The sequence below is a fragment of the Pandoraea sp. 64-18 genome, assembly GCF_001899225.1.
GTDB classification, from domain to species: domain Bacteria; phylum Pseudomonadota; class Gammaproteobacteria; order Burkholderiales; family Burkholderiaceae; genus Pandoraea; species Pandoraea cepalis.
This window is the reverse complement of record NZ_MKVU01000015.1, coordinates 16,324-40,930: the sequence shown is the minus strand read 5'-3', so window position 1 is coordinate 40,930 and position 24,607 is coordinate 16,324. Positions and strand designations below refer to the sequence as shown.

Here is a 24,607-nt window from a genome sequence, read left to right as displayed (position 1 = left end):
GTGGGAGCACGCGCGGGGAGAGCCCCCATGTCCTCCATCACCCAAACCCGCTCGCCACTGGATGCGCTGCTCGATACGGCCGTTCAGGACGACAAGCAGGCCGGCGTCTTCCGCTGCCGTCGCGACATTTTTACCAATGCCGAGTTGTTCGAACTCGAGATGAAGCACATCTTCGAGAGCAATTGGGTCTATCTGGCCCATGAAAGCCAGATCCCGAACAACAACGATTACTACACGACGTGGATCGGTCGTCAGCCCGTGGTCGTCACGCGCGACAAGAACGGTGAGCTGCACGCGGTCATCAACGCCTGCGCACACAAGGGGGCCATGCTGTGCCGTCGCAAGCACGGCAACAAGGGCAGCTTCACATGCCCGTTCCACGGCTGGACGTTCTCCAACACCGGCAAGCTGCTCAAGGTGAAGGAAGAGAAGACCACGCAGTATCCGGTGCAATTCAATACGCACGGCTCGCATGACCTGCGCAAGGTCGCGCGCTTCGAGAGCTATCGCGGTTTCCTGTTCGGCAGCCTCAACCCCGATTCGATGCCGCTCGCGGACTATCTCGGCGAGACCCGCGTGATCATCGACCAGATCGTCGACCAGGCGCCGCAAGGGCTGGAAGTCGTGCGCGGCAATTCCTCGTACGTCTACGACGGCAACTGGAAGATGCAGATGGAGAACGGCTGCGACGGCTATCACGTCAGCACCGTTCACTGGAACTACGCGGCGACCATGGGCCGACGCAAAGACGATGGCACGAAGGCCGTCGACGCCAACAGCTGGAGCAAGTCGGTGGCAGGTGTCTACGGCTTCGAGCACGGGCACATTCTGTTGTGGACCAACACGATGAATCCGGAAGTTCGCCCGGTCTACGCGCATCGTGACGAAATCAAGGCTCGCGTCGGCGACGTCAAGGCCGATTTCATCGTCAACCAGACGCGCAACCTCTGCCTCTACCCGAACGTGTTCCTGATGGACCAGTTCAGCACGCAGATTCGCGTGGTACGCCCGCTCAGCGTGGACAAGACGGAAGTTTCGATCTTCTGCTTTGCGCCGAAGGGAGAAAGTGCCGAAGTGCGCGCCCACCGCATCCGCCAGTACGAGGATTTTTTCAACGTCACGGGCATGGGCACGGCCGACGACCTGGAAGAATTCCGTGCCTGCCAGGCGGGGTATGCCGGTACCACGGCGCTGTGGAACGACCTGTCTCGCGGTGCGCCGCTGTGGATTGAAGGGCCGGACGACAACGCCCGCAAGATGGGCCTGACACCGCGCCTGTCCGGCGAGCGCAGCGAAGACGAAGGATTGTTCGTCTGCCAGCACGAATACTGGGTCGAAGTGATGCGCGACGCCCTGAAGAAAGAACAGACGGAGGCCACGGCATGAACTTCGATTACGCAACGATTTGCGCCACGCTGTATCGCGAAGCCCGTCTGCTCGACGACCGTCAGTGGGACGAGTGGCTGGCGTGCTATGCCAACGACGTCACGTACTGGATGCCGGCGTGGGACGACGACGATCGCCTGACCGACGACCCCCAGAGCCAGATCTCGCTGATGTACTACGCGGACCGTGGGGGATTGGAGGATCGCGTGTTCCGCATCAAGACCGAGCGTAGCAGCGCCTCGATGCCGGAGCCCCGCACCGCGCATACCGTCGCGAATGTGGAAGTGCTGGCGCAACGCGACGACGAAGTCGACGTGCGCTACAACTTCAGCACGCTCAGCCATCGTTACAAGGCGACCGATCAATTCTTCGGCACGATGTTCGTCACGTTGCGCCACGACGGCGATGCGCTGTTGATCGCCAAGAAGAAGATCGTTTTGAAGAACGACTATATCCGTCAGGTACTCGACGTTTATCACGTTTGACGTTGACGATCGCATCAGGACTGGCAGTCGAGGAGGCTATATGTCCAGCTACAACGTAGCGCTCAATTTTGAAGACGGGGTGACCCGCTTCGTCGAATGCAAGGCCGGCGAGAAGGTGCTCGACGCCGCCTTCCGCGCCAAGATCAATCTGCCGATGGATTGCTCCGACGGTGTGTGCGGCACTTGCAAGTGCCGTGCCGAGAGCGGCAGTTACGACATGGGCGACGACTACATTGAAGACGCCCTGAGCGCGGACGAGAAGGACAGTGGCCTCGTCCTCACATGCCAGATGGTGCCGCAGAGCGACTGCGTGATTGCCGTGCCGGCGTCGTCAACGGCGTGCAAGACGGAGCAGAGCCGATTCGCCGCGACCGTCACCAAAGTCGAGACGCACAACGACGCGGCGGTCGTGCTCGAACTCGATGTGGGCGCCGCCGCGCCCGTATTCCTGCCCGGCCAGTACGTCAACATCGATGTGCCTGGCAGCGGTGTGCGTCGCTCGTATTCGTTCTCGTCCGCGCCGGGCGAATCGCGCATCGGATTCCTCATCAAGAAGATTCCGGGCGGGGCCATGAGTTCGTGGCTCGATCATGCGCAACCCGGTAATGCGCTCGAGATGACCGGCCCGCTCGGTAGCTTCTATCTGCGCGCCGTCGAGCGCCCGTTGCTGTTCCTCGCGGGCGGCACGGGGCTGGCGCCGTTCCTGTCGATGCTCGAAGTCCTCGCGCGCACGTCGTCGCAACAGCGCGTGCATCTGATCTACGGCGTGACGCGTGATCTCGATCTGGTCCAGGTTGAGGCGATCGAGGCCTACACAGCCAAGCTGCCGAATTTCACCTTTGCCACGGTGGTGGCGGACGCCGAATCGGAACACCCGCGCAAGGGCTGGGTGACGCAACACATCCCGGCGGAGGCGCTCAACGATGGCAACGTCGACGTGTATTTGTGCGGGCCGCCGCCCATGGTCGATGCCGTGCGCAAATACTTCGATGACAACGGCGTGAGGCCCAAAAGCTTCCATTACGAGAAATTCACGCCCAACGTCGCAATGGTGGACGCATGACAACGCAACGATTTGCCGGCAAGGTCATGGTCGTGACCGGTGCGGCGCAAGGCATCGGTCGGGGTGTCGCGCTGCGCGCGTCGGCCGAAGGGGCGAGGGTGGTCTTCGTGGATCGTGCCGAATTCGTCGCCGAGGTCGCGGCCGAAGCGGTCGGCGAGTCGGCCGGCTTCGTGGCCGATCTCGAGACCTACGAAGGTGCCGCCGCAGCCATGGCGTTCGCCAACGAGCGCTTCGGGGGCATCGACATTTTGATCAACGGCGTGGGCGGGGCGATTCGTATGCGTCCGTTCGCCGAGTTCGAGCCGGCGCAGATCGACGCGGAGATTCGCCGCTCGCTGATGCCAACGCTCTATACCTGCCACGCGGTGCTGCCGTACCTGCTAAAGCGTGGTGGCGGCACGATCGTCAACGTCTCGTCGAATGCGACTCGGGGTATTCGACGCGTGCCTTACTCCGCAGCGAAGGGCGGGGTGAACGCCATCACGCAATCGCTGGCGATGGAATACGCCGAGCACAATATTCGCGTCGCGGCGACTGCGCCGGGAGGCACCACGGCGCCGCCCCGCCGGATTCCACGTAACGCCGCGGGCGACAGCGAACAAGAGATCGCCTGGATGAACGAGGCGGTCGCGCAGGTGACCGAATCGACGTTCTTCAAACGTTACGGCACCCTCGACGAGCAAGTCGCGCCCATTCTTTTCCTGGCCTCCGACGAAGCGGGATACATCACCGGTACGGTCTTGCCGGTCGCCGGCGGCGATACGGGCTGACGCCGGGCGCCGAGAGATCATTGAATAAATGGGCGTTGCGCAAGCGCGTCGGCATGGCCTGCCGGTGGGGCAACAACGCCTGCTGCCGAGGTGGCAGATCGGCGGTTGGCATATGATGAACGGTCTTTGACTCCCCTGGAACGACCTTTCCATGCAAGTTTTTGTCGACGCTGACGCCTGCCCCTTTGCCATCAAAGAGATATTGTTCCGGGCCGCGCGACGTGAGGAAGTGCGGGTGACGCTGATCGCGAATCAATTCCTGCGCACGCCGCCGTCACCGTTCATCAAGGCGATTCAGGTGCCGGCAGGCTTCGATGTGGCCGATGCCCGCATCGTCGAACTTGTCGTCCTGGGCGATCTGGTGATTACCGCGGACATCCCGCTTGCCGCCTTGGTGCTCGACAAAGGGGGGCTGGCGCTCGATCCACGCGGGAATTGGTTCACGCGTGAAAACATCGAGGAACGACTGAGCATGCGCGACATGATGGATCAACTGCGCAATGCGGGCATCGAGACCGGCGGTCCTGCTCCCTTCAGCGCGCGCGACAGTCAATCGTTCGCCGGGCAACTCGATCGCTTCCTCGCCCGTCATCGCGCGTCGCGCCGGTAAGCGGTCCGTGCCGGAACGCGCCAAAACAGACTTACTCCGCTTCCGAGCTCGCCCGCAACAGTTCGCCAAACCGAGTGTTGCACCATTGCATCACGTCGTTGGGTTCTCGCCCAAAACGCCAGAGCATGCGCACGGGGAGTTGCGGCAGGCCGAGGTCGTCGCAGCGCAGTTCGTGAAGTTCATCGTACTTCGCAATGTCGATCGGCAGCACGGCCCAGCCGAGTTTGTCGAGCACCATGCTGGCGATCAGGTATGAACTGTCCGCCCGCCAGATTGACGGGCTCAGTTGCCACGGCGTGAAATCATCCATCTGCAGCAGAATCTGGCGGTACTTGGCCAAATCGCCGCGCGTGACCTGATCGCGGTAAGCGAGCGGATGATCGCCAGCGACAAATACGCCTTGCACGGCCGACCCAACATATTTGTGCCCCAGCGCCAACGAGATCGCGCCGCGATCCACGTGAAAGCCAATGTCCGCGCGCTGCTTCTCCACATACTCGGCCACTTCCGTCGAGGTCCCGTTGAGTATCGTCAGCTCCAAATAAGCGAACTGGTACGCAAGATCGCGGACCAGTTCGCTCACGACTTGATACGGCAACGCTTCGTCGATTGCCAGCGACAACTGCGGTTGCTCGCCGAACGCCAGCGCATTCGCCCGATGGTTCAAGCCCTCCGCCTGACGCAGCAACTCCTTCGCCTCGAGCAACATGACCTCCCCCTGCGCGGTGAGTCTCGCGTTGCGACGGCTACGGTCGAATAGTTCAAATCCCAAATCGGCCTCGAGCAGCGAAATCGCCGAACTCAACGCCGACTGGGCTTTGCCGAGTCTTCGGGCGGCAGCCGATATCGATCCTTCCTCCGCGGCAGCCACAAAGTAGCGCAATTGCTCTATTGTCCAGTTCATTCATCCATTTTATCGATAGGTTCCAACTTTTTCTAACAGAAATTTCGCGGCAGAATCGCGATTCTCCAATGTAGGACGCCAAATTGAATCGCCAACATAGGCGAGGCGGCAGACGACCGGATCTTCCGGTCCGGTGGTCTCGGGTACTGACCCCTTCGCGCAATGCGCACCTGCCACCCACGGCGAGCCTGGAGAGATGCGGGCCCCCGGTACCCCATCCGTGGCTGCGCCATGGGTCGACGTCGCGCACTGAGCGCGGTCTCGACACCCCGACCGGTTGTCGTCAATCCAACGTACTTACATGTCATCGAATATTCATTACCGAACTCGCTTCGGATGGCTAACCGGCCTGTCAGCCAGCCTGATCGCCAGTATTCTCGTGCTCGCCGCCTGCGCCGACCGAGATCCAAAGGACGAGGCCGATGCGACGCCGGAAGCGGTCGTGCGCATCGTCGAGCGCCGTGCACAGACCCTCACGACGCAGCAGCCGGGACGACTGGCCGCCTACCGCAGCGCCGATGTGCGTGCGCGTGCGGGCGGGGTCGTCGTCGAACGCCGATATCAGGAGGGGCAGACCGTCGCCAAGGGCGACGTGCTGTTCCGCATCGACCCGCAACCATTGTCGGCTGCGCTGGACGCCGCGCGCGGTGCACTCGCCAAGGCACACGCTGAACACGACGCGGCTCGCGACAAGGTCGAACGATATCGCGGCCTTCTGGAAGCGCGCGCCATCAGCGCTCGGGAGGACGCCGAGTCTCGCTCGGCCGAAGCGCGTGCGCGCGCGGAGGTGCTGGCCGCTCGCGCGGAAGTCCGCAAGGCGGAACTCAATCTCGGCTATACGCGTGTCGTCTCGCCCATTGCGGGGCGCGTGCGCGGTGCCGAAGTCACGGAAGGCGCGCTGGTCGGTCTCGACTCGGCCACGCTGCTCACACGCGTTGAGCAGATCGATCCGATCTACGTGAACTTCTCGCAGCCGGCCGCGGAGGTGTATGCGATGACGCGCGATTTGCGCGCCGGCAAGCTGCAGCACGGCAACGCGTCGGCCGCGCCTCCGGTGCATGTGACGCTGCCCGACGGCCGTGAATACGCGCTACCGGGCCAATTGCTCTTTACCGATCTGGCGGTCGATCCGGGCACGGACACGATTGCCATGCGCGCCGTGCTGCCAAACCCCGACGGCGTGTTGCTGCCCGGCGCGTTCGTGCAGGTGCGCCTGCAGGGGGCGGTGAATCCGAACATCGTGCGCGTGCCCCGCGAGGCGCTCACGCGCACGGCCAATGGCGCCGTGGTGCGCGTGGTCGACGCACAGGGCACGGTGCGCGACACGAAGGTGCATGCGGATGAGATCGACGGCCGCGATTGGCTCGTCACGGAGGGCCTTGCGGGCGGCGAGACGATCATCGTGCAGAACGTCGCGCAGTTCTCCGACGGCATGCACGTCAAGGTCAAGGCCGAGGCCAAGCAGACGGACGACGCGAAGCCGAAAGACAATGGCGGACCGGTCGAGCCTGCGCGCGCCGGACCAGCCTCCCACGCGGAGACGCAATAATCATGGCTCGCTTCTTTATCGATCGCCCGGTCTTTGCCTGGGTGATCGCCCTGTTGATTACGCTCGTCGGCGTGCTCGCGATCCGGGCGCTCCCCGTTGCGCAATACCCCGACATCGCCCCGCCGACGGTCAGTGTCTGGAGCGGCTATCCGGGCGCGTCGGCCAAGGTGGTCGAAGACGCCGTGACGGCGATCATCGAGCGCCAGATGAACGGCGCGCCGGGGCTGATGTATACGTCGGCGTCCAGCGGCAATGGTCGTTCGTCGGTCAATCTCACCTTCCGGCAGGGCACCCATCTCGATCTGGCCGCCGTCGAGGTGCAGAACCGCTTGAAGACGGTCGAATCGCGTCTGCCTGAAGTCGTGCGCCGCGATGGCGTCGTCGTCGAGCGCGCGGCCGACAATATTCATATGGTGGTCACGCTGGCGTCCGCGAATCCGGCGATTGGCGAATCCGATCTCGGCGAGATCGCCGCGGCGCAGGTCATCAACCAGCTCAAACGCGTGCCGGGCGTCGGACAGGTGCAGTTCTGGGGCACGGAGAAAGCGATTCGTATCTGGCCCGACACAGCGAAGCTCGTCGCCCTCGACCTGAGTGCTTCGGACATCGTCTCAAAGATCCGGGCCTACAACGTGCGCGTAACCGTCGGTGATATCGGCGCAGGCTCGACGCCCGCGTCGGCCCCGATCAACGCCAACGTGGTATCGGAAGGCTCGCTTTCCTCGCCCGAAGCCTTTGCCGGGATTCCGTTGCGCGTGCGTGCCGACGGCTCGGCGATCCGACTCGGCGATGTCGCTCGCGTGGAATTGGGGGCGGCCGATTACGCCTATTCGTCGCGCGTGGACGGCATGCCGGCCACCGCGATGGGCATCAAGCTGGCCGCCGGCTCGAATGCCGTCGCGGTGATGAAGGCGGTGCGCAAGGTGATGGACGAACAATCGGCGCTGTTTCCGGCCGGTGTTTCGTACCAGATCCCTTACGAGACCGCGTCGTTCGTCAAGGTTTCGATCCAGAAGGTCGTGAAGACGTTGCTCGAAGCCGTGGTGCTGGTGTTCCTGGTGATGTACCTGTTCATGCAGAACCTGCGCGCCACGCTCATTCCCACACTGGTGGTGCCGGTCGCGCTGCTCGGCACCTTCGGCGTGCTGCTGGGACTCGGCTATTCGATCAACACGCTCACGATGTTCGGCATGGTGCTGGCCATCGGCATTCTCGTCGACGACGCGATCGTCGTCGTGGAGAACACCGAACGCATCATGGTGGAAGAGGGACTCTCGCCCTATGCCGCCACGGTCAAGGCGATGAAGCAGATCAGCGGGGCCATCGTGGGGATCACGGTGGTGCTGGTCGCGGTGTTCGTGCCAATGGCGTTTTTCCCCGGTGCGGTGGGCAACATCTACCGTCAGTTTGCAATCACGCTCGCGGTGTCGATTGCCTTCTCGGCGTTCCTTGCCCTCTCGCTCACGCCCGCGCTGTGCGCCACGCTGCTGCGTCCGATCGCGGCCGGCCATCACGACAAACGCGGCTTCTTCGGTTGGTTCAATCGGACTTTTGCGCTGGGTACCGAGCGCTACACACGGACCGTAAGCAAGACGTTGCGCCGTCCGTGGCGCGCGGTGCTGGTGTATGGCGCGGTGTTGATCGCCGTGCCGCTCGCGTTCATGCGTCTGCCCTCGTCGTTCATTCCCGACGAGGACACCGGCAGCTTCATGGTGATGGCGTCCGAGCCGCAGGGCGCCACGTTGCCCGAGGCGATGTCGGCGCTCGAGCGCATCGAGCAATACCTGATGCGGCACGAGCCGGTCAAACACGTCTTTGCGCTGGGCGGATGGAACGAGTTCGGTTCGGGCCCGGGCGGCGGCATGCTGTTTGTCACGCTCAAGGACTGGCACGAACGCACATCTGCACACGACGAGGTGAGCGCCATTGTCGAGCGCGTCAACGCCAAGTTTGGCGGTCGGCCCGATCGCATGGTGATGGCGATGAACAGCCCGGCGCTGCCGGAACTGGGTTCGTCGAACGGCTTCAATCTGCGCTTGCAGGACCGGGCCGGTGTGGGTAAGGACGCGCTCACCGCCGCGCGCGATGCGCTGCTCAAGAAGGCGGCGCAAGATCCTGTGCTCAGGAACGTGATCTTTGCCGGTCAGGGCGACGTGCCTCAAATCGACGTCGCCATCGACCGGCACAAGATGGAAGCGCTCGGCGTCAAGATGGACGACGTCAATACGACGCTCGCGACGATGTTCGGCTCCGACTATGTCGGCGACTTCATGCTGGGCGCGGAGAGTCGCCGCGTGATCGTGCAAGCGGACGGACGTCAGCGCGTGTCGCCGGAGGACGTCGGCAATCTGCGCGTGCGCAACGCGAATGGCGAAATGGTGCCGCTTTCGGCATTCGTCTCGCTCAAGTGGAAACTCGGCTCGCCGCAGCTCAGGCGATACAACGGTTACCCCTCGTTCACGATCCAGGGCGAATCGGCACCGGGCAAGAGCAGCGGCGAGGCGATGGTGCGCATGGAGCGACTGATGGCCGACCTGCCCCAGGGCATCGGTTACGAGTGGAGCGGCCAGTCGCTCGAGGAGCGCATCTCGGGCGCACAGGCGCCGGTGCTGCTCGCCTTGTCGGTGCTGGTCGTGTTCCTCGCGCTCGCGGCGTTGTACGAAAGTTGGGCAATTCCGGCGGCCGTCGTCATGGTGGTGCCGCTCGGTGTGATCGGGGCGCTCGGCGCGGTGAGCTTGCTGGGCATGCCCAACGACATCTACTTCAAGGTGGGGTTGATTGCGACCATCGGCCTGTCGGCGAAGAACGCCATCCTGATCGTGGAAGTCGCCAACGATATGACGAAACAGGGCATGGCCTGGCTCGATGCGGCGGTCGAAGCCGCGCGTTTGCGCCTGCGCCCGATCGTGATGACGTCGCTGGCGTTCGGCTTCGGCGTGGTGCCGCTGGCCATTGCCTCGGGCCCGGCGTCGGGCGCGCAGCGCGCCATCGGTGTGGCGGTGCTCGGCGGGATCGTGACGGCCACGGTGCTGGCGATCTTCCTGGTGCCATTGTTTTTCCTGTGGGCCGGCCGCTTCGTGCGCCGGCCAAAGACGAATGCGTCGGGCGATGCCGCACCGGCTATCGAGGGGAAGGTATGAAGACGTTTCGACCCCGCATGCGCGGGATAGCTGCGCCCGGCGTGTGTTTGCTGGCATTGGTCGGCGGATGCACGTTGGCGCCGACCTATGAGCGCCCGGCGGCACCGGTGCCGACCACGTACGAGGCGGCACCGTCGGGCACAGGTGCGCGTCTGGCGCTCGCCGAGCCGCTCGCGGCAGACGCGGATTGGGCCGACGTATTCACCGATCCCGCCTTGCAGACGCTGATTCGCCGCTCGCTCGCGCAGAATCGCGACTTGCGCCTGGCGTCGCTACGGGTGCAGGAAGCGCGTGCGCTGTATGGCATCGAGGCGGCCAATCTGCTGCCGAGCGTGCAGGCAGGCGGCGCATTCTCCCGTCAGCGGTACTCAGGGGCCGCGGGCCAGCCTGAGGGCAGGGGCACCGCCGCAGGTTACGTCGCCAACGACTTACGGGCGACGCTGGGCGTGAGCGCCTTTGAACTCGATTTCTTCGGGCGCGTGCGCAGCTTGAGCGACGCGGCGCTGCAATCGTATTTGGCGAGCGAGGAAGCGCAACGGGCGGCGCAGGTGAGTCTCGTGGCGGAAGTAGCCACGTCCTACATTGGACTCGTGGCCATCGACGAACAGATCGCCTACGCGCGGGAGGTGCTGGCGGCACGCGAGGAGGGCATTCGCGTGGTTCGCCTGCGCGCCGAGCGCGGGCTGATCGACGATCTCGACCTGAATGCCGAGACCACGCAGGTCGAAGTCGCGCGCGCAGCACTCGCCGAGCGCGAGCGGCAACGCAGCGAGATCGTGCACGCGTTGCAGGTCCTGACCGGCGACGTGAGTGCGAAGCCAGTCGCGGCGGCATCGCTCGACGACGCATTCGTCATGCCCGTGGCCGCCGGATTGCCGTCCTCGTTGCTGATACGTCGTCCGGATATTCGGCAGGCGGAGGCGCAACTGCGTGCGGCCAACGCGGATATCGGCGCCGCTCGTGCGGCGTTCTTCCCGTCGATCAAGTTGACGACGGATGTCGGCACTGCCAGTGCGGGGATTGCGGATCTGTTCGGCGCCGGCACCGGTGTATGGTCGTTCCTGCCGCAGATTACCGTGCCGATCTTTACGGGCGGGCGTCACCGGCAAGGGTTGAATCTGGCGAACGTGCGCAAGGAGATGGCCGTTGTGTCGTACGAGCGTGCGATTCAAACGGCGTTTGCCGAAGTGGATGACGCCCTGACCGCGCAAGGGCTGCTATCGCGCCAGTTCCAGGCGCAAAAGCGCGTGTCGGACGGCGAGCGCGAGCGGCTTCGTCTGGCCCATCATCGCTATACCAACGGCGTGGCGAGCTACCTCGAACTGCTCGACGCGCAGCGCAGCGCATTTCACGCGGCGCAACAGTTGATCGATGTGAAGCAGCGAGTACTCGTGAACCATGTGGCGCTGTACCGAGCGTTGGGCGGCGGATGGCAACCGGAGAGCGGCACGTCCTGAGACGGTGGGCGGCGGGACCGCATGGCGAGCAACGCATTGACATGGCGCATCGATAGCGTCTCTTGGTAAAGTCTTGACATGCCCCTACGGTTCATAAGGAAAACTTTGAGATGCGCCGCCTGAATCTGGATCAGCTTCACACGTTTTCCGAAGTCCTCGACGCGGGGAGTTTCTCCGCGGCCGCCGCGCGGCTCGATCTGTCGCAGCCCGCCGTGAGCTTGCAGGTTCGTCAGTTGGAACAGCGATTGAACGTCCGGCTGGTTGAGCGCGTGGGCAAGCGGCTCAAGCCGACGTCCGCCGGGCTGACGCTGCTGGACCATGCCCGCCGCATCGATGCTGTCGTCGAAGACGCCATGCATGCGCTGTCCAGCCATGCGAGCGGCGAAGTCGGTGAAGTGGCGATCGGAACCGGAGCGACCGCCTGCATTCATTTGTTGCCGCCGATACTGCGAGCGATGCGCAAGCGCCACCCGATGCTCGACATCCGCGTGAGCACCGGGAACACCGACGACGTGGTCGCCGCGGTGACCGAGAATCGGCTCGATATCGGTCTTGTCACCTTGCCCACTGCCGGGCGCAGCCTGCATATCACGCCCGTATTGCGCGACGCGTTCGTCGCCATCGCGCCCGCCGGCGACTCGCACTGGGCGACGGAGGTCACGCCGCAGATGCTCGCCGCGGCACCGATGGTCGCGTTCGAGCCGGGGAGCAGCACCCGGTTGTTGATCGATGAATGGTTTCTCCAAGCGGGATTGCGTGTGCGGCCAGTCATGGCGCTGGGCAGCGTCGAAGCCATCAAGGAAATGGTGGCGGCCGGCTTGGGTTACAGCATCGTGCCCAGGCTTTCCGTCAACGCGGCGCACTACCGGCGGGGCTTGCGTGTCTCGACGCTCACACCGGGGTTGACGAGAACGCTTGCGGTCGTCATGCGCCGCGACAAACCGCTGACACCGGGATTGCGCAGGGTCGCATCGGCACTTGAGGCGTTGGGCGATGCCGCCTGATGGCAACGCGGAAATGATTGGTAATTCACAGTAAATCAGTTTGCGGCCCGGTCACGTAGAATTGCCAACCGTGACCGCATAAAGATAGGACTACCATGCGAGAATACGGGAAATTTTCCGGAAATCATGGAGAAGCGCGCAATTCGCAATGCATCATCCTCTTTATCGATATGAAGGGCTGCTCGGTGCCCGCTCGGTCGATGCACTTGACGCCGAGTTTCAGAAACTGACGCAATCCCTGGGATATGAAGCGTTGTTCTATGCGCCGCTGTCACCGCGTCGCGAACGGGAGGCGGCTACATTCCAGATGGGGGACCAGCGCATTACCTCGCAGGGAATGCCCAGCCGGCACATTTTCACGACGTTTCCGGCCGCCTGGATCGAGCGCTATCAAAGCGTGGGATATGCCGAAGTGGATCCCGTATTGATTGCCGCGAATTTGTCGCCGCTGCCGATTCTCTGGCGAACCTTCCTCGCACAGGCGCAGCCGCACCCCATCTTCGCGGACGCGCGCGCGCACGGCCTCGGGTCCGGGGTGTCGATTCCGATCTACGGTGCGACCGGCGAGCGCGCGATTTTCAGTGCGGCGACGGCCGCGTCGCCGGAAGCCTCGGCCGAGCACGAAGCGCGCATGCTCGGAGAGATTTATCTGACGGCAGTGTATTTTCACCAGGCGATTCAGCAGCTCGACATGCAATGGGTGGCGAGTCGCAGCACCGGCAAGCTCAGCCCGCGTGAGATCGAAAGTCTGCTGTGGGCGGCACGCGGCAAAACGGCGTGGGAGATCGGTTTGATTCTGCGCATCTCCGAGCATACGGTGACGTTTCACCTCAATAACGCCAAGCGCAAGCTCGGTGCGGTCAATCGGCACCAGGCCATTGCCGCGGCGATCAGCAGCGGGGCGATATCACCCTGAGGCATCGTCGATGCCGTCATCTCCCGTGAGCGTCCTCGACGTAACGCTCGCGCGGCCGCTTCGCCTGCCATCCCCGCCCCGGTTTTGTTTCGTTTTCGCGTAATTTCTTCATCGGATTGCGAGGATTTCACAGCGTTTGTGAAACAGTGTGTTGTCGCTTTAGGGCTGGTTCATTAATGAGGGAAAACTATAATTTACCTATGGCGAAAACTGATTGAGTGCGGTTTTCGTGTCCATGCGTAACCGATGAACGATAAAAGGAGTTTTCCATGAAAAAGAACCTGTTGAGCGCTGTCGCCCTCGTTGGCTTGACGATCGCTGCCGGCTCGGTATTCGCCGAAGGGCAGGCGCAAACGACCGGTGTCACCCGCGCCCATGTGCGCGCCGAACTTCAGGCAGCCCGTGAACTGGGTCTCTCGCCGGTGACGGAATTTAACTTCCCGTACACCTATGAGCAGTCGGTCCAATTGCAGAACCTGACGGCCCAGATCGAAGCTCGCAATCAAACGGCGACCCCGGCCGCCAACTGAAGGTGATGCGATAACCGTCGACAGGTTATCGATGACAGTGCCTGGATTCGCCGACGGCCCGCCTGACTCGCCACCGAGTCCCGCCTGCGCCGTGCGAATCACCCCACCGACGCCGCAGCGCGTCCTATCACAGCCCCGCCCGAGGATTCGTTCCCGACGGGGCTTGTGTGTTTCTGGAGGCGCGGCGTCGCGAAGACGCCACCTGCCTCATCTCAACGGGTGGATACTGAAGATGCCGTGGAGGTTGCCGGCGTGTTGTTGCTGCCGGCCGTCTCATGGGATGCCGTCGGCGACGCCTTGTCGTGACTTGCATTCGCGGCACTCGATTGCCAGCCACCGCCCAACGCCAGGAACAGATTGACCTGGTCCAGCGCGACTTGTGTCTCGGAGGCGGCCAGCGCGGCCTCGGCACTGGCGTGCGTGCGCTCCGCGTCAAGACTCGTCAGATACGGCGCGCGACCGGCCTGGTAGAGCTTGTGGTTCTGTTCGGCGGCGGTGCGTGATTTGTCGCGGGCATCGCGCAGGGCGTCGTCGCGCTGCAGCTCACGCGTGTATGCCGAGAGTGACGTCTGTGTTTCTTGCAGGGCCTTGAGCACGACGCCGTCGAAATGCGCGAGCGCGGCATCCGCCCCGGCTTCCATGCCCTTGATGTGCGAACGCACGCCGTTGGTCGGCAGCGACCACGTGATCATCGGTCCCACGCTCCACTGCTCGGTGCGGCCTTGCCCGAAGTGTTCCAGGACACCGCTCGCCCCGATCGACGCACCAATGCGGATCGACGGATAGAGGTCTGCCGTGGCGACACCGATCTTTGCCGTGGCGGAGGCGAGTTCGCGCTCGGCCTGACGCACGTCGGGGCGGCGCTTGAGCAGCGCCGTGCCGTCGCCGACCGGCAGCGGTTGCGCGAGTTGAGGAATGCGGCGGCATTGCGCCGCGCTTGCGTCGAGCGTGCCCGGCACCTTACCGAGCATGACGGCCAGTCGGTACGTCGCCGCGTCGTGCTGCGCCTGGAAGCGCGGCAGGGCGGCACGCAAGGTGTCGGCCTGCGCTTGCGCTCGCAGCAGATCGGTCGGCTGATCGCGCCCGGCGTCGACGAGCTTGCGCGTAATCGCGACGCTCTTTTCCTGCAACGCCAGTTGTGCGTTGGCAATGTCGAACTCGTGGTTGGCGGCGCAGCCTTGCACATAGGCGCGCACCGTTTCGGCGGCCACGCTCACACGCACGACGTCGAGGGCCGCCTGACTGGCTTCGGCGGCGGCCAGCGCGGCTTCATCGGCGCGCGCGAGTTTGCCGAAGAAGTCGATCTGATACGAGATGGACAGGGCGGCGGCGGCCAGATTGACCACCGGCAATTTTTCTTCCTTCAGGAAGCTCTCGCCGGAGATCTGCGCGCGGGCGGCTTCGGCTTGCACGCCGCCCTGCGGCAGATTCTCCGATTCGACTTCGTGGTACATCGCGAGCGCGCGCTGCACGTTGGCGGCGGCCACGCGAATGTTCGTGTTGGCGGCCAGCGCCGTTTTCACGAGTGCGTCGAGCTTGGGGTCGTCGTAGAGTTGCCACCAGTCGTCGGGCACGGCACCGATCGAGACACCGCGCTGCGCTGCGTTCGCGATGGGGCCATTGGCTTCGGGCGAGCGCATGAGCGCGTGGTCCGGAAGATGATAGTCAGGCCCGACGGTCGTGCAACCGGCAACGAGCGCGGCGGCCACTGCCACGGCGCTCATCAGGCATACGCGTGATTTCACCGCTGGGCTCCCGGTTGGGCGGACTTGGCCGACGTGGCCGACGTGACCGACGAAGGAGATGGCGTCGTCGGTTGCGATTGACCGGCGGTGTCCTGCTGACCTTCCACGACCGTCACGGTCGCGGTGCGCCCGGCGACCAGGCGCATGTCCTTGGGCACATCGTCGAGCGCAATGCGCACCGGAATGCGTTGGGCGAGACGCACCCAGTTGAAGGTCGGGTTGATGTTGGGCAGCATCGACGCACCGCTCGTGCGGTCGCGATCCTCGATGCCGGCGACGATGCTCTGGACATGACCGTGCAGCACCTGGCGCTCGCCCATCAAACGCACCTCGACCTTGTCGCCGATGTGGATGCCGCGCATCTTCGTTTCTTCGAAGTAGCCTTCCACGTGCAGCGAGTTGGCATCGACCATAGAGAGCACCGGGCGGCCGGTGCTGACGTAGTCGCCAACCCGTGGCAGGCGATCGTTCAGGTAGCCGTCGGCGGGCGCGAGCACCCGGGTGCGCGCGAGGTTGAGTTTCGCCAATCGCACGGCGGTTTCCGCCTGGGCGACCGCCGCCTCGCCCGATTCGACCTTGGCCTGGCCGGCTTCGACGACTTCCTTGGCGACGACTTCCGTCAACTGATGGTTGCGCGCATTTTCGCGGCGCGCCTGTGCGAGCGTGGCGCGCAGCGCCGCGACGTTGGCCTCGGCCTGCTGCACTGCCAGCGTGTAGCGGTCGGGGTCGATCACGAACAGCAGATCGCCACGGTGCACCGGCTGATTGTCCTTGACCTCGACATCGGTGATGAGGCCGGAGACGTCGGGGGCGACCTGCACGATGTCGGCGCGAATGCGGCCGTCGCGTGTCCAGGGGGCGACGGTGTAGTAGTCCCACAGATGCAGCAGAACGAACACCGCGATGCAAGATACCGCGAGCGTCAGCGCGACGGGGCCGATGGAGCGAAATTTCAGTTTCATGGTTGGCAAGCGTGAGCGATGGCGACAATGCCGCCCAGCGCGATGATGTACACCGCAAGGTTAAACAGGGAACGGTGCCAGACGAGCTTGTAAAAGCCCAGGCGCGCGAGTACGAAGCGCAGCGCGCCGGTCAGGACGAAAGCCACGACCATCAGCACGAGCAGCGTCGGTACGAACACGCCGTAGATATCGATCTCTCCGCTCATTGAGCACTCCCGGGGCGTGTGGTGGGGAACAGCGCGACGTGGATGTCCATGAGCGACGCGCGCGCGCTGCGCGACGCCTGGTCGGTATGCGCCACCATCGAACGCACGGCACCCAGCAGTTTGTCTTGCAGCGTGGCGTCGGGGATGCTGACCGATTCGTCGAGCCGCGCCTGATAAAAGCGCGCCACATCGGTGAGCACAGCCTCAACGGCGTCGCGCTGCGATGCACTGAGATGCGGCAACTCTCGCTGCAACGCCAGCGCCGAGAGTTCGACGCGCACTTCGGTAAAACCATCGCTCGACGTTTCGCTCTCGCTCGCAGCCAGGCGCGGCACGAGCTGGCCCAACCGATCGAGCAGACGCGTGCGCAGACGGTTATGTTCGGCAACGGAGCGCCCGAGCGCGTTGCGCGCGATGTCACGCCAGCTCGAATGAATCAGTCGGCGCATGGCAACGCGCGTACCGAACGGGCGCGTCTGAAGTGTCCAGAGCAAGGCGAACAGCACGCCGGCCAGTCCGGCGAGATTGCCGTTGAAGAACGCCTGGAAGTCGGCGCTGTATCCGCCCTGAATGCCCACGAAGCTCGCCGTATTCACCGCGACGAGCATGGCCACCATCGTGAAGCGCGGTTGTGGAATCAGCGTGCCCAGCAACAGATACGGAATGGCGAACAGCGCGACGAGCAGCCCGAAGTCGTGCGCATTCGTCAGGATGAAGAACACGTACACAGCGGCGAACACCACGCACACGGCGGTCGCCCAGAAAAACGAGCGGATGAACGGCGCGGGCTCGTCCATCGCGGCGAAGAAGCAGCAGGCCACGGCACCGAGCGAGACGCCGGCGGCGCCATCGTTCCAGCCGGTGTAGATCCACGCCATGCCCATGAGGAACGTGCACAGTGCTGCTGACACCGTCGAGAACAGCAGGAGTCCGTGGTCGTAGTGACGCGCGCCGCCCAGCTCCCAATGCTGGAAGGCGGGCGTCCAGTCACCCTCGCCCTCGTGATGCTCGCGCTGACCGAAGCGGCGCTGCAGCGACGCGCAATCCTGCCAGAGCTGTACAAGCGAGCGCAGACGGTCTTCGGTGGCTGCGACCAAGGCGCCATACCAGTCCGAGGCCTCACCGGCCGATGGCGCCGGACTCAATAAATGCGCCGGGGCGGGCATCGGCGCACCGCGACGCAGCCAGGCGACCACGTCGGCCATCTTCGCCTCGAGCGTCCCGGGCGCGCCGCTCGGATGCTCGCGCAATGCCTGCACGAGCGATGCGACCGTCGAGAGCACGGGCATCATCATCGTCATGCGACCGCGCAATTCCTGCGCATCGCGCACGCGTTCGGACGTGTCGGCGTCGTACGAGAGCTGGCTGATCAACTGGTCGAGGGCCAGAATGTCGGCGGCCATGCGGTGCCGGCTCATGTGGCGCGTTGCCTTGCCGTCGGGGTCTGCCGAGAGCATGTCGGTCGTCCAGCGCGCGGCGTCGGTCAGCCAGCGCGCCGAGCGGTCGTGCAGGACCTTGGCCACGCTCGTGGGCAGGACCACGGCGCCGACCACGCTCGCACAGACGATGCCGAGGATGATCTCTTCGGAGCGCGCGACGGCGATATCGAAGATGACGCCAGGCGTGTTGACGGCCGGCAGGGCGATCAGCGGCAGCGTGTACGAGGCGAGCAGGAACACATAGCTGCGCGGCGAGCGATGCAGCAGCGAAATATAGAGCAGCGTGCCGGTCCACAGCCCGACGGCCGCCATCAGCAGCTCGGGCGTGTTGACGAGCGCCGGCACGAAGACGACGGACGCCGCGGCGCCGAGCAGCGTGCCGAACACGCGATACAGTGCCTTGGAGCGCGTGGCGCCCGTGAGCGGGTGCGACACGATATAGACGGTGGCCATCGCCCAGTACGGACGCGGCAGGCCGAGCGCGAGCGCGATGTAAAGCGCCAGCATCGAGGCGAGGAACGCCTTGATCGAGAAAATCCAGTCGCGGGAGGAAGGCCAGGTGAGCACGGTTTACTTCTTGGGGGGAGCCAGTGCGAGGATGGACCCATCGGGGCCCGCTGCGCGAGAGAGCACTTCGAACACGCGCAACACCGCTTCGAAATCCTCGCGCGGAATGTCGGCGAACACCTTCGCGCGCAACTGGCTGAGTTCGATTTCGAGCTTTTCGGCGAGCGCTTCGCCCGCCGCGGTCAGTCGCAGCGCATTGGCGCGGCGGTCGCTTGCGTCGACTTCGCGCAGCACGAGACCGGCCCCGCACAACTGATCGAGCAGCCGTACCAGCGACGCGCCTTCGAGCCCGACATATTCGGCAAGCTCGACCTGACGCACGCCCTGACCCAGCCGGCGGATGAACAGCAACGGGCCGGCGCTCGCCGCCGAAATACCGTATTCGGCGATCGCGCCTTGCGATAGCTGGCGCCATTGTTTGCCGGCCAGCAGCAGATGGCTCGTAAAGACAAAGCGGAGCGATTCCAGGGAGGTCATGAGAAAGATTATATGTTAACTAATAATTAGCATGCTAGTTAATAGGGTATTGCGTGTGATAGCGATGTCGCGGGAAACCCAAGCCTGTATTGGGTTTTCGGGAGATCGTCGCGCGCCTTGACGGCGCTTCGGCGGACGATTTCGGCGCCGTTCGCCTGTTTTATTTTTGGTGAAGCGATTTCAGGCGCCCTGGCGAGCGTGCCCGTCGTCTGCGCGTTCTCCCTCGCTTTCTCCATCGGGCGGGCCGCCTGCCGCCTCGTCGATCCGCTTCATGTTGTCGAGCAATTTGAGCAGATAGTGCAGCGTGTGCGTCATGTCTCCCGTCGAGAACTCATCGAGCGCCTGCGCGTAATAGTCATGAATACGCGGGACCGCCTCGCGGTGCCAGACCGCATGCCCATGCTCGGTCATGGTGATGCGGCGCGATCTCCGGTCACGGCCGTCCGGTGCGCTCGCGATATGGCCGTCGCGCTCCATACGGCCGATCAGGCCCGACAGATTCTGGCGACTCACCATCAGATAACGCGCGAGATCGCCCACACTCATGCCGTCGGGCACCTCCGGGCGCGAGAGCGCACCGAGGACGGCCCATTGCTGCGTCGTCAGGCCCAGACTTTCCACCGCTCGTGTACCTGTTTTATGCAACATGTTGGCGCATTGATAGAGGCGGAAGAACAGCCGGTTCGCCAGCTCCATGCGCGTTATTTTCGTATTATTGCTAGGGTTTTCCATATCAATTTCTCCGCTTTCGCGTGCTTGCGCATCGTCGAGGTCGCGTCTAGTATACGTCAACATATTGACGTAATTTTATCGATGGGCCGGGATCTCCAAGGTCAACAAGGATACCGCGCCCACCTGTGACTCTGGAGGCGAGACATGCGGCGATTCGAGGGCAAGACGGTCATCGTGACGGGCGGTGGGGGCGGGATAGGCGGGGCGACGTGTCGCCGTTTCGCCAGTGAGGGCGCGGCGGTGGCGGTATTCGACCGCGATCTTGCGGCGGCCGAGCGCCGGGCGGGCGACATTGTGGCAGCGGGCGGACGTGCCCAGGCATTCGCATGCGACATCACGGTGCGTGATCAGGTCGATGCCGCCGTCGCTGCGGCATCGGCGGCGTTGGGGCCGGTGGATGTCCTGGTCAACAACGCCGGTTGGGACATTTTCAAGCCCTTCACCAAGACGACCCCGGCGCAATGGGAGTCGCTCATCGCGATCAACCTTGTGGGCGCGCTGCATATGCACCACGCGGTGTTGCCCGAGATGGTGGCACGGCGCAGCGGACGCATCGTAAACATCGCGTCGGACGCGGCGCGCGTCGGGTCGTCGGGCGAAGCGGTGTACGCCGCGTGCAAAGGTGGGCTCGTCGCGTTCTCGAAGACGCTTGCCCGCGAGCACGCGCGCCACGGCATCACCGTCAACGTGGTGTGCCCGGGGCCGACCGATACGGCGCTCTTTGCCGATTACAAGGAAGGCGCGGGCAATCCGGAAAAGCTGGTGGAAGCGTTCACCAAGTCCATTCCGCTCGGCCGCATCGGCCAGCCGGACGACCTGCCGGGGGCGATTGCCTTCTTCGCGAGCGACGACGCCTCGTTCGTCACCGGTCAGGTGCTGAGCGTATCGGGCGGCCTGACCATGTGCGGTTGATCCCGACTATTTCCCGATCTCTCTTATCGATATCACCATTGGCGCGCGTCGCGGCTTTCAGCGATACCCCACGACAGCGAGCGACGCGCAGCGGCAAGGAGCGACACCATGCAATACGAAGACATCCTGTATGAAGTGCGCAACGGCGCGGCGTGGATCACGATCAACCGTCCGGACAAGATGAACGCCTTTCGCGGGCGTACCTGCGACGAACTGATTCATGCCATCAACAAGGCCGGCTACGACCGCGAGATTGCCAGCATTGTGCTCGCCGGCACAGGCGAGAAAGCATTCTGCACCGGGGGCGATCAGTCGGCGCACGAGGGGCAGTACGACGGACGCGGCACCATCGGGCTGCCGATGGAGGAACTGCACAACGCCATTCGCGACGTGCCCAAACCCGTCATTGCCCGCGTGCAAGGCTATGCCATCGGCGGCGGCAACGTGATCTGCACCTTGTGCGACTTCACGATTGCGTCCGAGAAGGCCGTGTTCGGGCAGGTCGGCCCGAAGGTCGGCTCGGTTGATCCGGGCTTCGGTACCGCATTTCTCGCGCGCGTCGTCGGCGAGAAGAAGGCGCGTGAGATCTGGTATCTGTGCCGTCGCTATCCGGCGACGGAAGCGCTGGCGATGGGTCTCGTGAACACGGTCGTGCCGCACGATCAACTCGACGCGGAAGTTCAGAAATGGTGCGACGAGATTCTGGAGCGCAGCCCGACGGCGATTGCCATTGCGAAGCGCTCGTTCAACATGGACACGGCGCAACAGGCGGGCATCGCGGGCATGGGGATGTACGCGCTCAAGCTCTACTACGAGACGGAGGAGTCGCGCGAGGGCGTGCGTGCATTCCAGGAGAAGCGCAAGCCCGAGTTCCGTAAATACGCCAAATGAGCGAGGCGAACGCGATGCAGAATCCGTATCTCGACGACGATCTCGTTGCGCTGGCCGAGCACACGCGGCGATTCGCCCAGGCGCGCGTCGCCCCCGGCTTTCTCGAGCGTGACAAAACACGCGTGCTCGATCGCACGCTCATGCGCGAGATGGGGGAACTTGGCCTGATCGCGCCGGAGCTGCCGGAAGCCTTCGGTGGGCAGGGCATGGGGCGTCTCGCGGCGGGCGTGATACACGAAGCAATTGCGCGCGCGGACCTGAGCCTGTCGTATGTCAATCTGCTGGCCTCGCTCAATGGCCAGATTCTCGCGGCGCATGGGCAGCCTGAAGTCGTTTTGCCTTGGCTGCGCAAGCTCACGCGCGGCGAGACGTTGCTCGCGATCGCACTCACCGAGCCGCGCGGCGGGTCGGACGCCGCCAACTTGCGCATGCGGGCCGAATTCGACGGGACACATTACGTGCTCAACGGAGAAAAGACCTCCATCTCCGCCGCCGATCAGGCCGACGCCGCCGTTGTGTTCGCACGCACAGGCGACGTGGCGTCGGGTGCACGCGGCATCTCGGCGTTCCTCGTCCCGCTCGACGTGCCGGGTATCACTCGGCAACGCTTCGATTGCCATGGGCAGCGTGCCATCGGCCGCGGCTCGCTGTTCTTCGAGAACGTGAAGATCCCGGTCGACCACGTACTGGGCGCGCCGGGCGAGGGCTTCGTGCAAGTGATGCAGGGCTTCGACTTCTCGCGCGCGCTCATCGGCTTGCAGGTGCTGGCCGTCGCCCGCGCCTCGCTCGACGAGACTTGGGAATACGTGGCCCAGCGAGAAGCGTTCGGCAAACCGCTGTCGGCGTTTCAGGGCGTCTCGCATCCGCTGGCGGATTTCGACACGCAGGTCGAAGCGGCGCGTCTGCTCTGTCTTCAAACGCTGTGGCTCAAGGACCGCGGCCTGCCGCACAGCGCCGAGGCGGCCATGTGCAAATGGTGGGGGCCGAAGCTCGCTTACGACGTCATCCATCAATGCCTGCTGATGTTCGGCCATGGCGGTTACGACCGGGGCGTGATGGAGCAGCGTTTGCGCGACGTGCTCGGTTTCCAGATCGGTGACGGCACCGCGCAGATCATGAAGACGATCATCGCGCGCACGCGCGCCGGCCGGCAGGCAGTGCCGGTTTGACCGGCCGGCGGCTGGATGACATCCGCGACAGCATAGGAGACGATGCGATGGAGTTCGATGCGGTATTGCTTCCCCCTCGACGTGAGCACAGTGTGGCGCGCGGCTGGTGGCCCGAGCGCACAATCAACGACGCGCTCGACGCGGCGCTCGCGGCATGGCCCGACAAGGTGGCACTCACGGCGGTCTCGACGGCCACCGGGCAGACCACGCAACTGACCTACGCCGCGCTCGCCGATGCGGCGGAGCGTCTCGCGCTGGGTCTGTTGCGACGTGGCGTCGGACGCGGCGACGTGGTCGCGTGCCAACTGCCCAACGGCTGGCCGTTCGCGGTGACCTACTTGGCCTGCGCCCGTATCGGCGCGGTGCTCAATCCCCTCATGCACATCTTCCGCGAGCGCGAGCTGTCCTTCATGCTGCGCCATGGCGAGGCGAAAGTGTTCATCGTGCCGCAGCAGTTTCGCGGCTTTGATCACGCGGCGATGGCGCGCGCGTTGCAGCACGAGCTTGACGCGCTCCGGCATGTGATCGTCGTCGGGGAGGCTGCCGCAGAGGAGAGTTTCGACGCCGTGCTCATGGCAGGCGAACCTGCGGCGACCGACGCGGAGCGCGCGCAGATGCAGGCGTCGCGCGCGCGTCCGGACGACGTCATGCAATTGATGTACACGTCCGGCACCACGGGCGAGCCGAAGGGTGTGATGCACAGTGCGAACACCACGTTCTCGAACATCGACGCTTACGCGCAGCGCATGCGCCTCGGTTGCGACGACGTGATTCTGATGGGCTCGCCGCTCGCGCACCAGACCGGCTTCATGTACGGCCTGATGATGCCCATCATGCTCGGCGCGAGTGCGGTCATGCTCGACGTGTGGGACCCGTCGAACGCCGTGCGTCTGATCCAGGCGCACGGGGTGACATTCACGATGGCGTCCACCCCGTTTCTCACCGATCTGACCAAGACGGTGGCGGCTGGCGGCGAGACTGTGCCGAGCTTGCGCGCGTTCCTGTGCGCGGGGGCACCCATTCCCGGCCCGGTGGTCGAGCAGGCGCGCAAGGTACTCGGCGCGAAAATCGTGTCGGCGTGGGGCATGACCGAGAACGGCGCCGTGACGCTTACACGCCTTGAAGACGACGACACGCGCGCCTCCACGACGGACGGTTGTCCGCTGCCGGGTGTCGAGCTACGCGTGGTCGACGTGGACGATCGTGACCTGCCCACAGGTGAAACCGGCCGTTTGCTCGTGCGCTCGTGTTCGAATTTCGGCGGCTATCTCAAGCGCGCGCAATGGAACGGCACCGACGCCGCCGGGTGGTTCGACACGGGCGATATGGCGTGGCTCGACGCCACTGGCTACGTGCGCATCGCCGGTCGCAGCAAGGACGTGATCATTCGGGGAGGCGAGAATATCCCCGTCGTCGAAATCGAGGCGCTGCTGTACCGCCATCCGGCGGTCGCGACAGTGGCCATCGTGGCGTATCCGGACGAGCGGCTCGGCGAACGCGCGTGTGCGGTGGTGGTGCCGCGCCCCGGGCAGTCGATCGATCTGCCCGCGCTCACCGCTTTTCTGGCGTCGCACAAGGTCGCCCGGCAGTATTGGCCGGAACGGCTCGAAGTGCGCGAGGCGCTGCCGACCACCCCCACGGGTAAGATACAGAAATTCAAATTGCGCGAGATGCTGCAGACGGGCGAGTGAAA

General features: G+C 64.3%; 22 protein-coding genes. 15 read left to right on the top strand and 7 right to left on the bottom strand.

All coding sequences use genetic code 11. From position 1 onward, the window contains the following. Positions 1-27 precede the first annotated feature (27 nt). The 5 genes from BGP02_RS13475 to BGP02_RS13455 all read left to right on the top strand — a co-directional run bounded on the left by BGP02_RS13475 (position 28) and on the right by BGP02_RS13455 (position 4,314). Entirely contained in the window at positions 28-1,386 is a 1,359-nt protein-coding gene (locus BGP02_RS13475) for a Rieske 2Fe-2S domain-containing protein (protein ID WP_286798700.1), read from the top strand. Next, on the top strand, positions 1,383-1,871 hold the full coding sequence (gene benB / locus BGP02_RS13470; protein WP_017233923.1) for a benzoate 1,2-dioxygenase small subunit: 489 nt from the start codon (positions 1,383-1,385) through the stop codon (positions 1,869-1,871). Before BGP02_RS13475 ends, benB begins: the two co-directional genes overlap by 4 nt. A gap of 40 nt (positions 1,872-1,911) precedes the next feature. After that, entirely contained in the window at positions 1,912-2,934 is a 1,023-nt protein-coding gene (gene benC, locus BGP02_RS13465; RefSeq protein WP_261938092.1) for a benzoate 1,2-dioxygenase electron transfer component BenC, read from the top strand. Beyond that, entirely contained in the window at positions 2,931-3,704 is a 774-nt protein-coding gene (gene benD, locus BGP02_RS13460) for a benzoate diol dehydrogenase BenD (RefSeq protein ID WP_017233921.1), read from the top strand. Before benC ends, benD begins: the two co-directional genes overlap by 4 nt. A 151-nt stretch (positions 3,705-3,855) precedes the next feature. Then, the gene (locus tag BGP02_RS13455) at positions 3,856-4,314 is read left to right on the top strand and encodes a YaiI/YqxD family protein (RefSeq protein ID WP_017233919.1); all 459 of its coding nucleotides are present in this window, start codon (positions 3,856-3,858) and stop codon (positions 4,312-4,314) included. Positions 4,315-4,345: 31 nt separating this feature from the next. Here BGP02_RS13455 and BGP02_RS13450 read toward each other — a convergent pair whose 3' ends face one another. Further along, on the bottom strand, positions 4,346-5,218 hold the full coding sequence (locus tag BGP02_RS13450) for a LysR family transcriptional regulator (RefSeq protein WP_026131947.1): 873 nt from the start codon (positions 5,216-5,218) through the stop codon (positions 4,346-4,348). Positions 5,219-5,519: 301 nt separating this feature from the next. On the opposite strand from BGP02_RS13450, the gene BGP02_RS13445 reads away from it, so the two are divergent. The 6 genes from BGP02_RS13445 to BGP02_RS13420 all read left to right on the top strand — a co-directional run bounded on the left by BGP02_RS13445 (position 5,520) and on the right by BGP02_RS13420 (position 13,814). Further along, positions 5,520-6,767 carry an efflux RND transporter periplasmic adaptor subunit gene (locus tag BGP02_RS13445; protein ID WP_286798699.1) on the top strand — a complete coding sequence of 416 codons (1,248 nt, stop codon included), beginning with the start codon at positions 5,520-5,522 and terminating at the stop codon, positions 6,765-6,767. 2 nt (positions 6,768-6,769) lie between these two features. Further along, on the top strand, positions 6,770-9,907 hold the full coding sequence (locus tag BGP02_RS13440; protein ID WP_286798698.1) for a multidrug efflux RND transporter permease subunit: 3,138 nt from the start codon (positions 6,770-6,772) through the stop codon (positions 9,905-9,907). Next, positions 9,904-11,364, top strand: a complete 1,461-nt coding sequence (locus BGP02_RS13435) for an efflux transporter outer membrane subunit (protein WP_286798697.1) — start codon at positions 9,904-9,906, stop codon at positions 11,362-11,364. Before BGP02_RS13440 ends, BGP02_RS13435 begins: the two co-directional genes overlap by 4 nt. Positions 11,365-11,474: 110 nt before the next feature. Further along, entirely contained in the window at positions 11,475-12,368 is an 894-nt protein-coding gene (locus BGP02_RS13430; RefSeq protein WP_017233914.1) for a LysR family transcriptional regulator, read from the top strand. A gap of 148 nt (positions 12,369-12,516) precedes the next feature. Next, positions 12,517-13,284: a LuxR family transcriptional regulator gene (locus BGP02_RS13425; protein WP_017233913.1), complete on the top strand. Its 768-nt coding sequence runs from the start codon at positions 12,517-12,519 to the stop codon at positions 13,282-13,284. A 269-nt stretch (positions 13,285-13,553) separates the two neighbouring features. After that, positions 13,554-13,814: a DUF4148 domain-containing protein gene (locus tag BGP02_RS13420; protein WP_017233912.1), complete on the top strand. Its 261-nt coding sequence runs from the start codon at positions 13,554-13,556 to the stop codon at positions 13,812-13,814. Between the two features lie 212 nt (positions 13,815-14,026). On the opposite strand, the gene BGP02_RS13415 is transcribed toward BGP02_RS13420, so the two are convergent. The 6 genes from BGP02_RS13415 to BGP02_RS13390 form a co-directional block, all read right to left on the bottom strand. After that, complete coding sequence (locus BGP02_RS13415; protein ID WP_286798706.1) at positions 14,027-15,538, bottom strand: efflux transporter outer membrane subunit; 1,512 nt, start codon at positions 15,536-15,538, stop codon at positions 14,027-14,029. A 17-nt stretch (positions 15,539-15,555) separates the two neighbouring features. After that, positions 15,556-16,521, bottom strand: coding sequence for an efflux RND transporter periplasmic adaptor subunit (locus tag BGP02_RS13410; RefSeq protein ID WP_017233910.1), 966 nt, complete (start codon positions 16,519-16,521; stop codon positions 15,556-15,558). Next, on the bottom strand, positions 16,518-16,727 hold the full coding sequence (locus BGP02_RS13405; protein WP_017233909.1) for a DUF1656 domain-containing protein: 210 nt from the start codon (positions 16,725-16,727) through the stop codon (positions 16,518-16,520). Before BGP02_RS13405 ends, BGP02_RS13410 begins: the two co-directional genes overlap by 4 nt. After that, a complete protein-coding gene (locus BGP02_RS13400; RefSeq protein WP_017233908.1) occupies positions 16,724-18,733 on the bottom strand; it encodes an FUSC family protein in 2,010 nt (669 codons plus the stop codon). Before BGP02_RS13400 ends, BGP02_RS13405 begins: the two co-directional genes overlap by 4 nt. A gap of 3 nt (positions 18,734-18,736) precedes the next feature. Then, entirely contained in the window at positions 18,737-19,210 is a 474-nt protein-coding gene (locus tag BGP02_RS13395) for a MarR family winged helix-turn-helix transcriptional regulator (protein ID WP_017233907.1), read from the bottom strand. A 180-nt stretch (positions 19,211-19,390) separates the two neighbouring features. After that, on the bottom strand, positions 19,391-19,942 hold the full coding sequence (locus tag BGP02_RS13390) for a MarR family winged helix-turn-helix transcriptional regulator (RefSeq protein WP_026131945.1): 552 nt from the start codon (positions 19,940-19,942) through the stop codon (positions 19,391-19,393). 144 nt (positions 19,943-20,086) lie between these two features. Between BGP02_RS13390 and badH the strand changes: the two genes are divergently transcribed. From badH to aliA, 4 genes are all read left to right on the top strand, one after another. Further along, entirely contained in the window at positions 20,087-20,854 is a 768-nt protein-coding gene (badH, locus tag BGP02_RS13385) for a 2-hydroxycyclohexanecarboxyl-CoA dehydrogenase (RefSeq protein ID WP_017233905.1), read from the top strand. Positions 20,855-20,962: 108 nt separating this feature from the next. After that, positions 20,963-21,745: a 2-ketocyclohexanecarboxyl-CoA hydrolase gene (gene badI, locus BGP02_RS13380; RefSeq protein WP_017233904.1), complete on the top strand. Its 783-nt coding sequence runs from the start codon at positions 20,963-20,965 to the stop codon at positions 21,743-21,745. Then, positions 21,742-22,914, top strand: coding sequence for a cyclohexanecarboxyl-CoA dehydrogenase (aliB, locus tag BGP02_RS13375; RefSeq protein ID WP_286798696.1), 1,173 nt, complete (start codon positions 21,742-21,744; stop codon positions 22,912-22,914). The genes badI and aliB overlap by 4 nt, the downstream gene beginning before the upstream one ends. A 47-nt stretch (positions 22,915-22,961) precedes the next feature. Further along, complete coding sequence (gene aliA / locus BGP02_RS13370; protein WP_286798695.1) at positions 22,962-24,605, top strand: cyclohexanecarboxylate-CoA ligase; 1,644 nt, start codon at positions 22,962-22,964, stop codon at positions 24,603-24,605. The last annotated feature ends 2 nt before the right edge of the window (positions 24,606-24,607 follow it).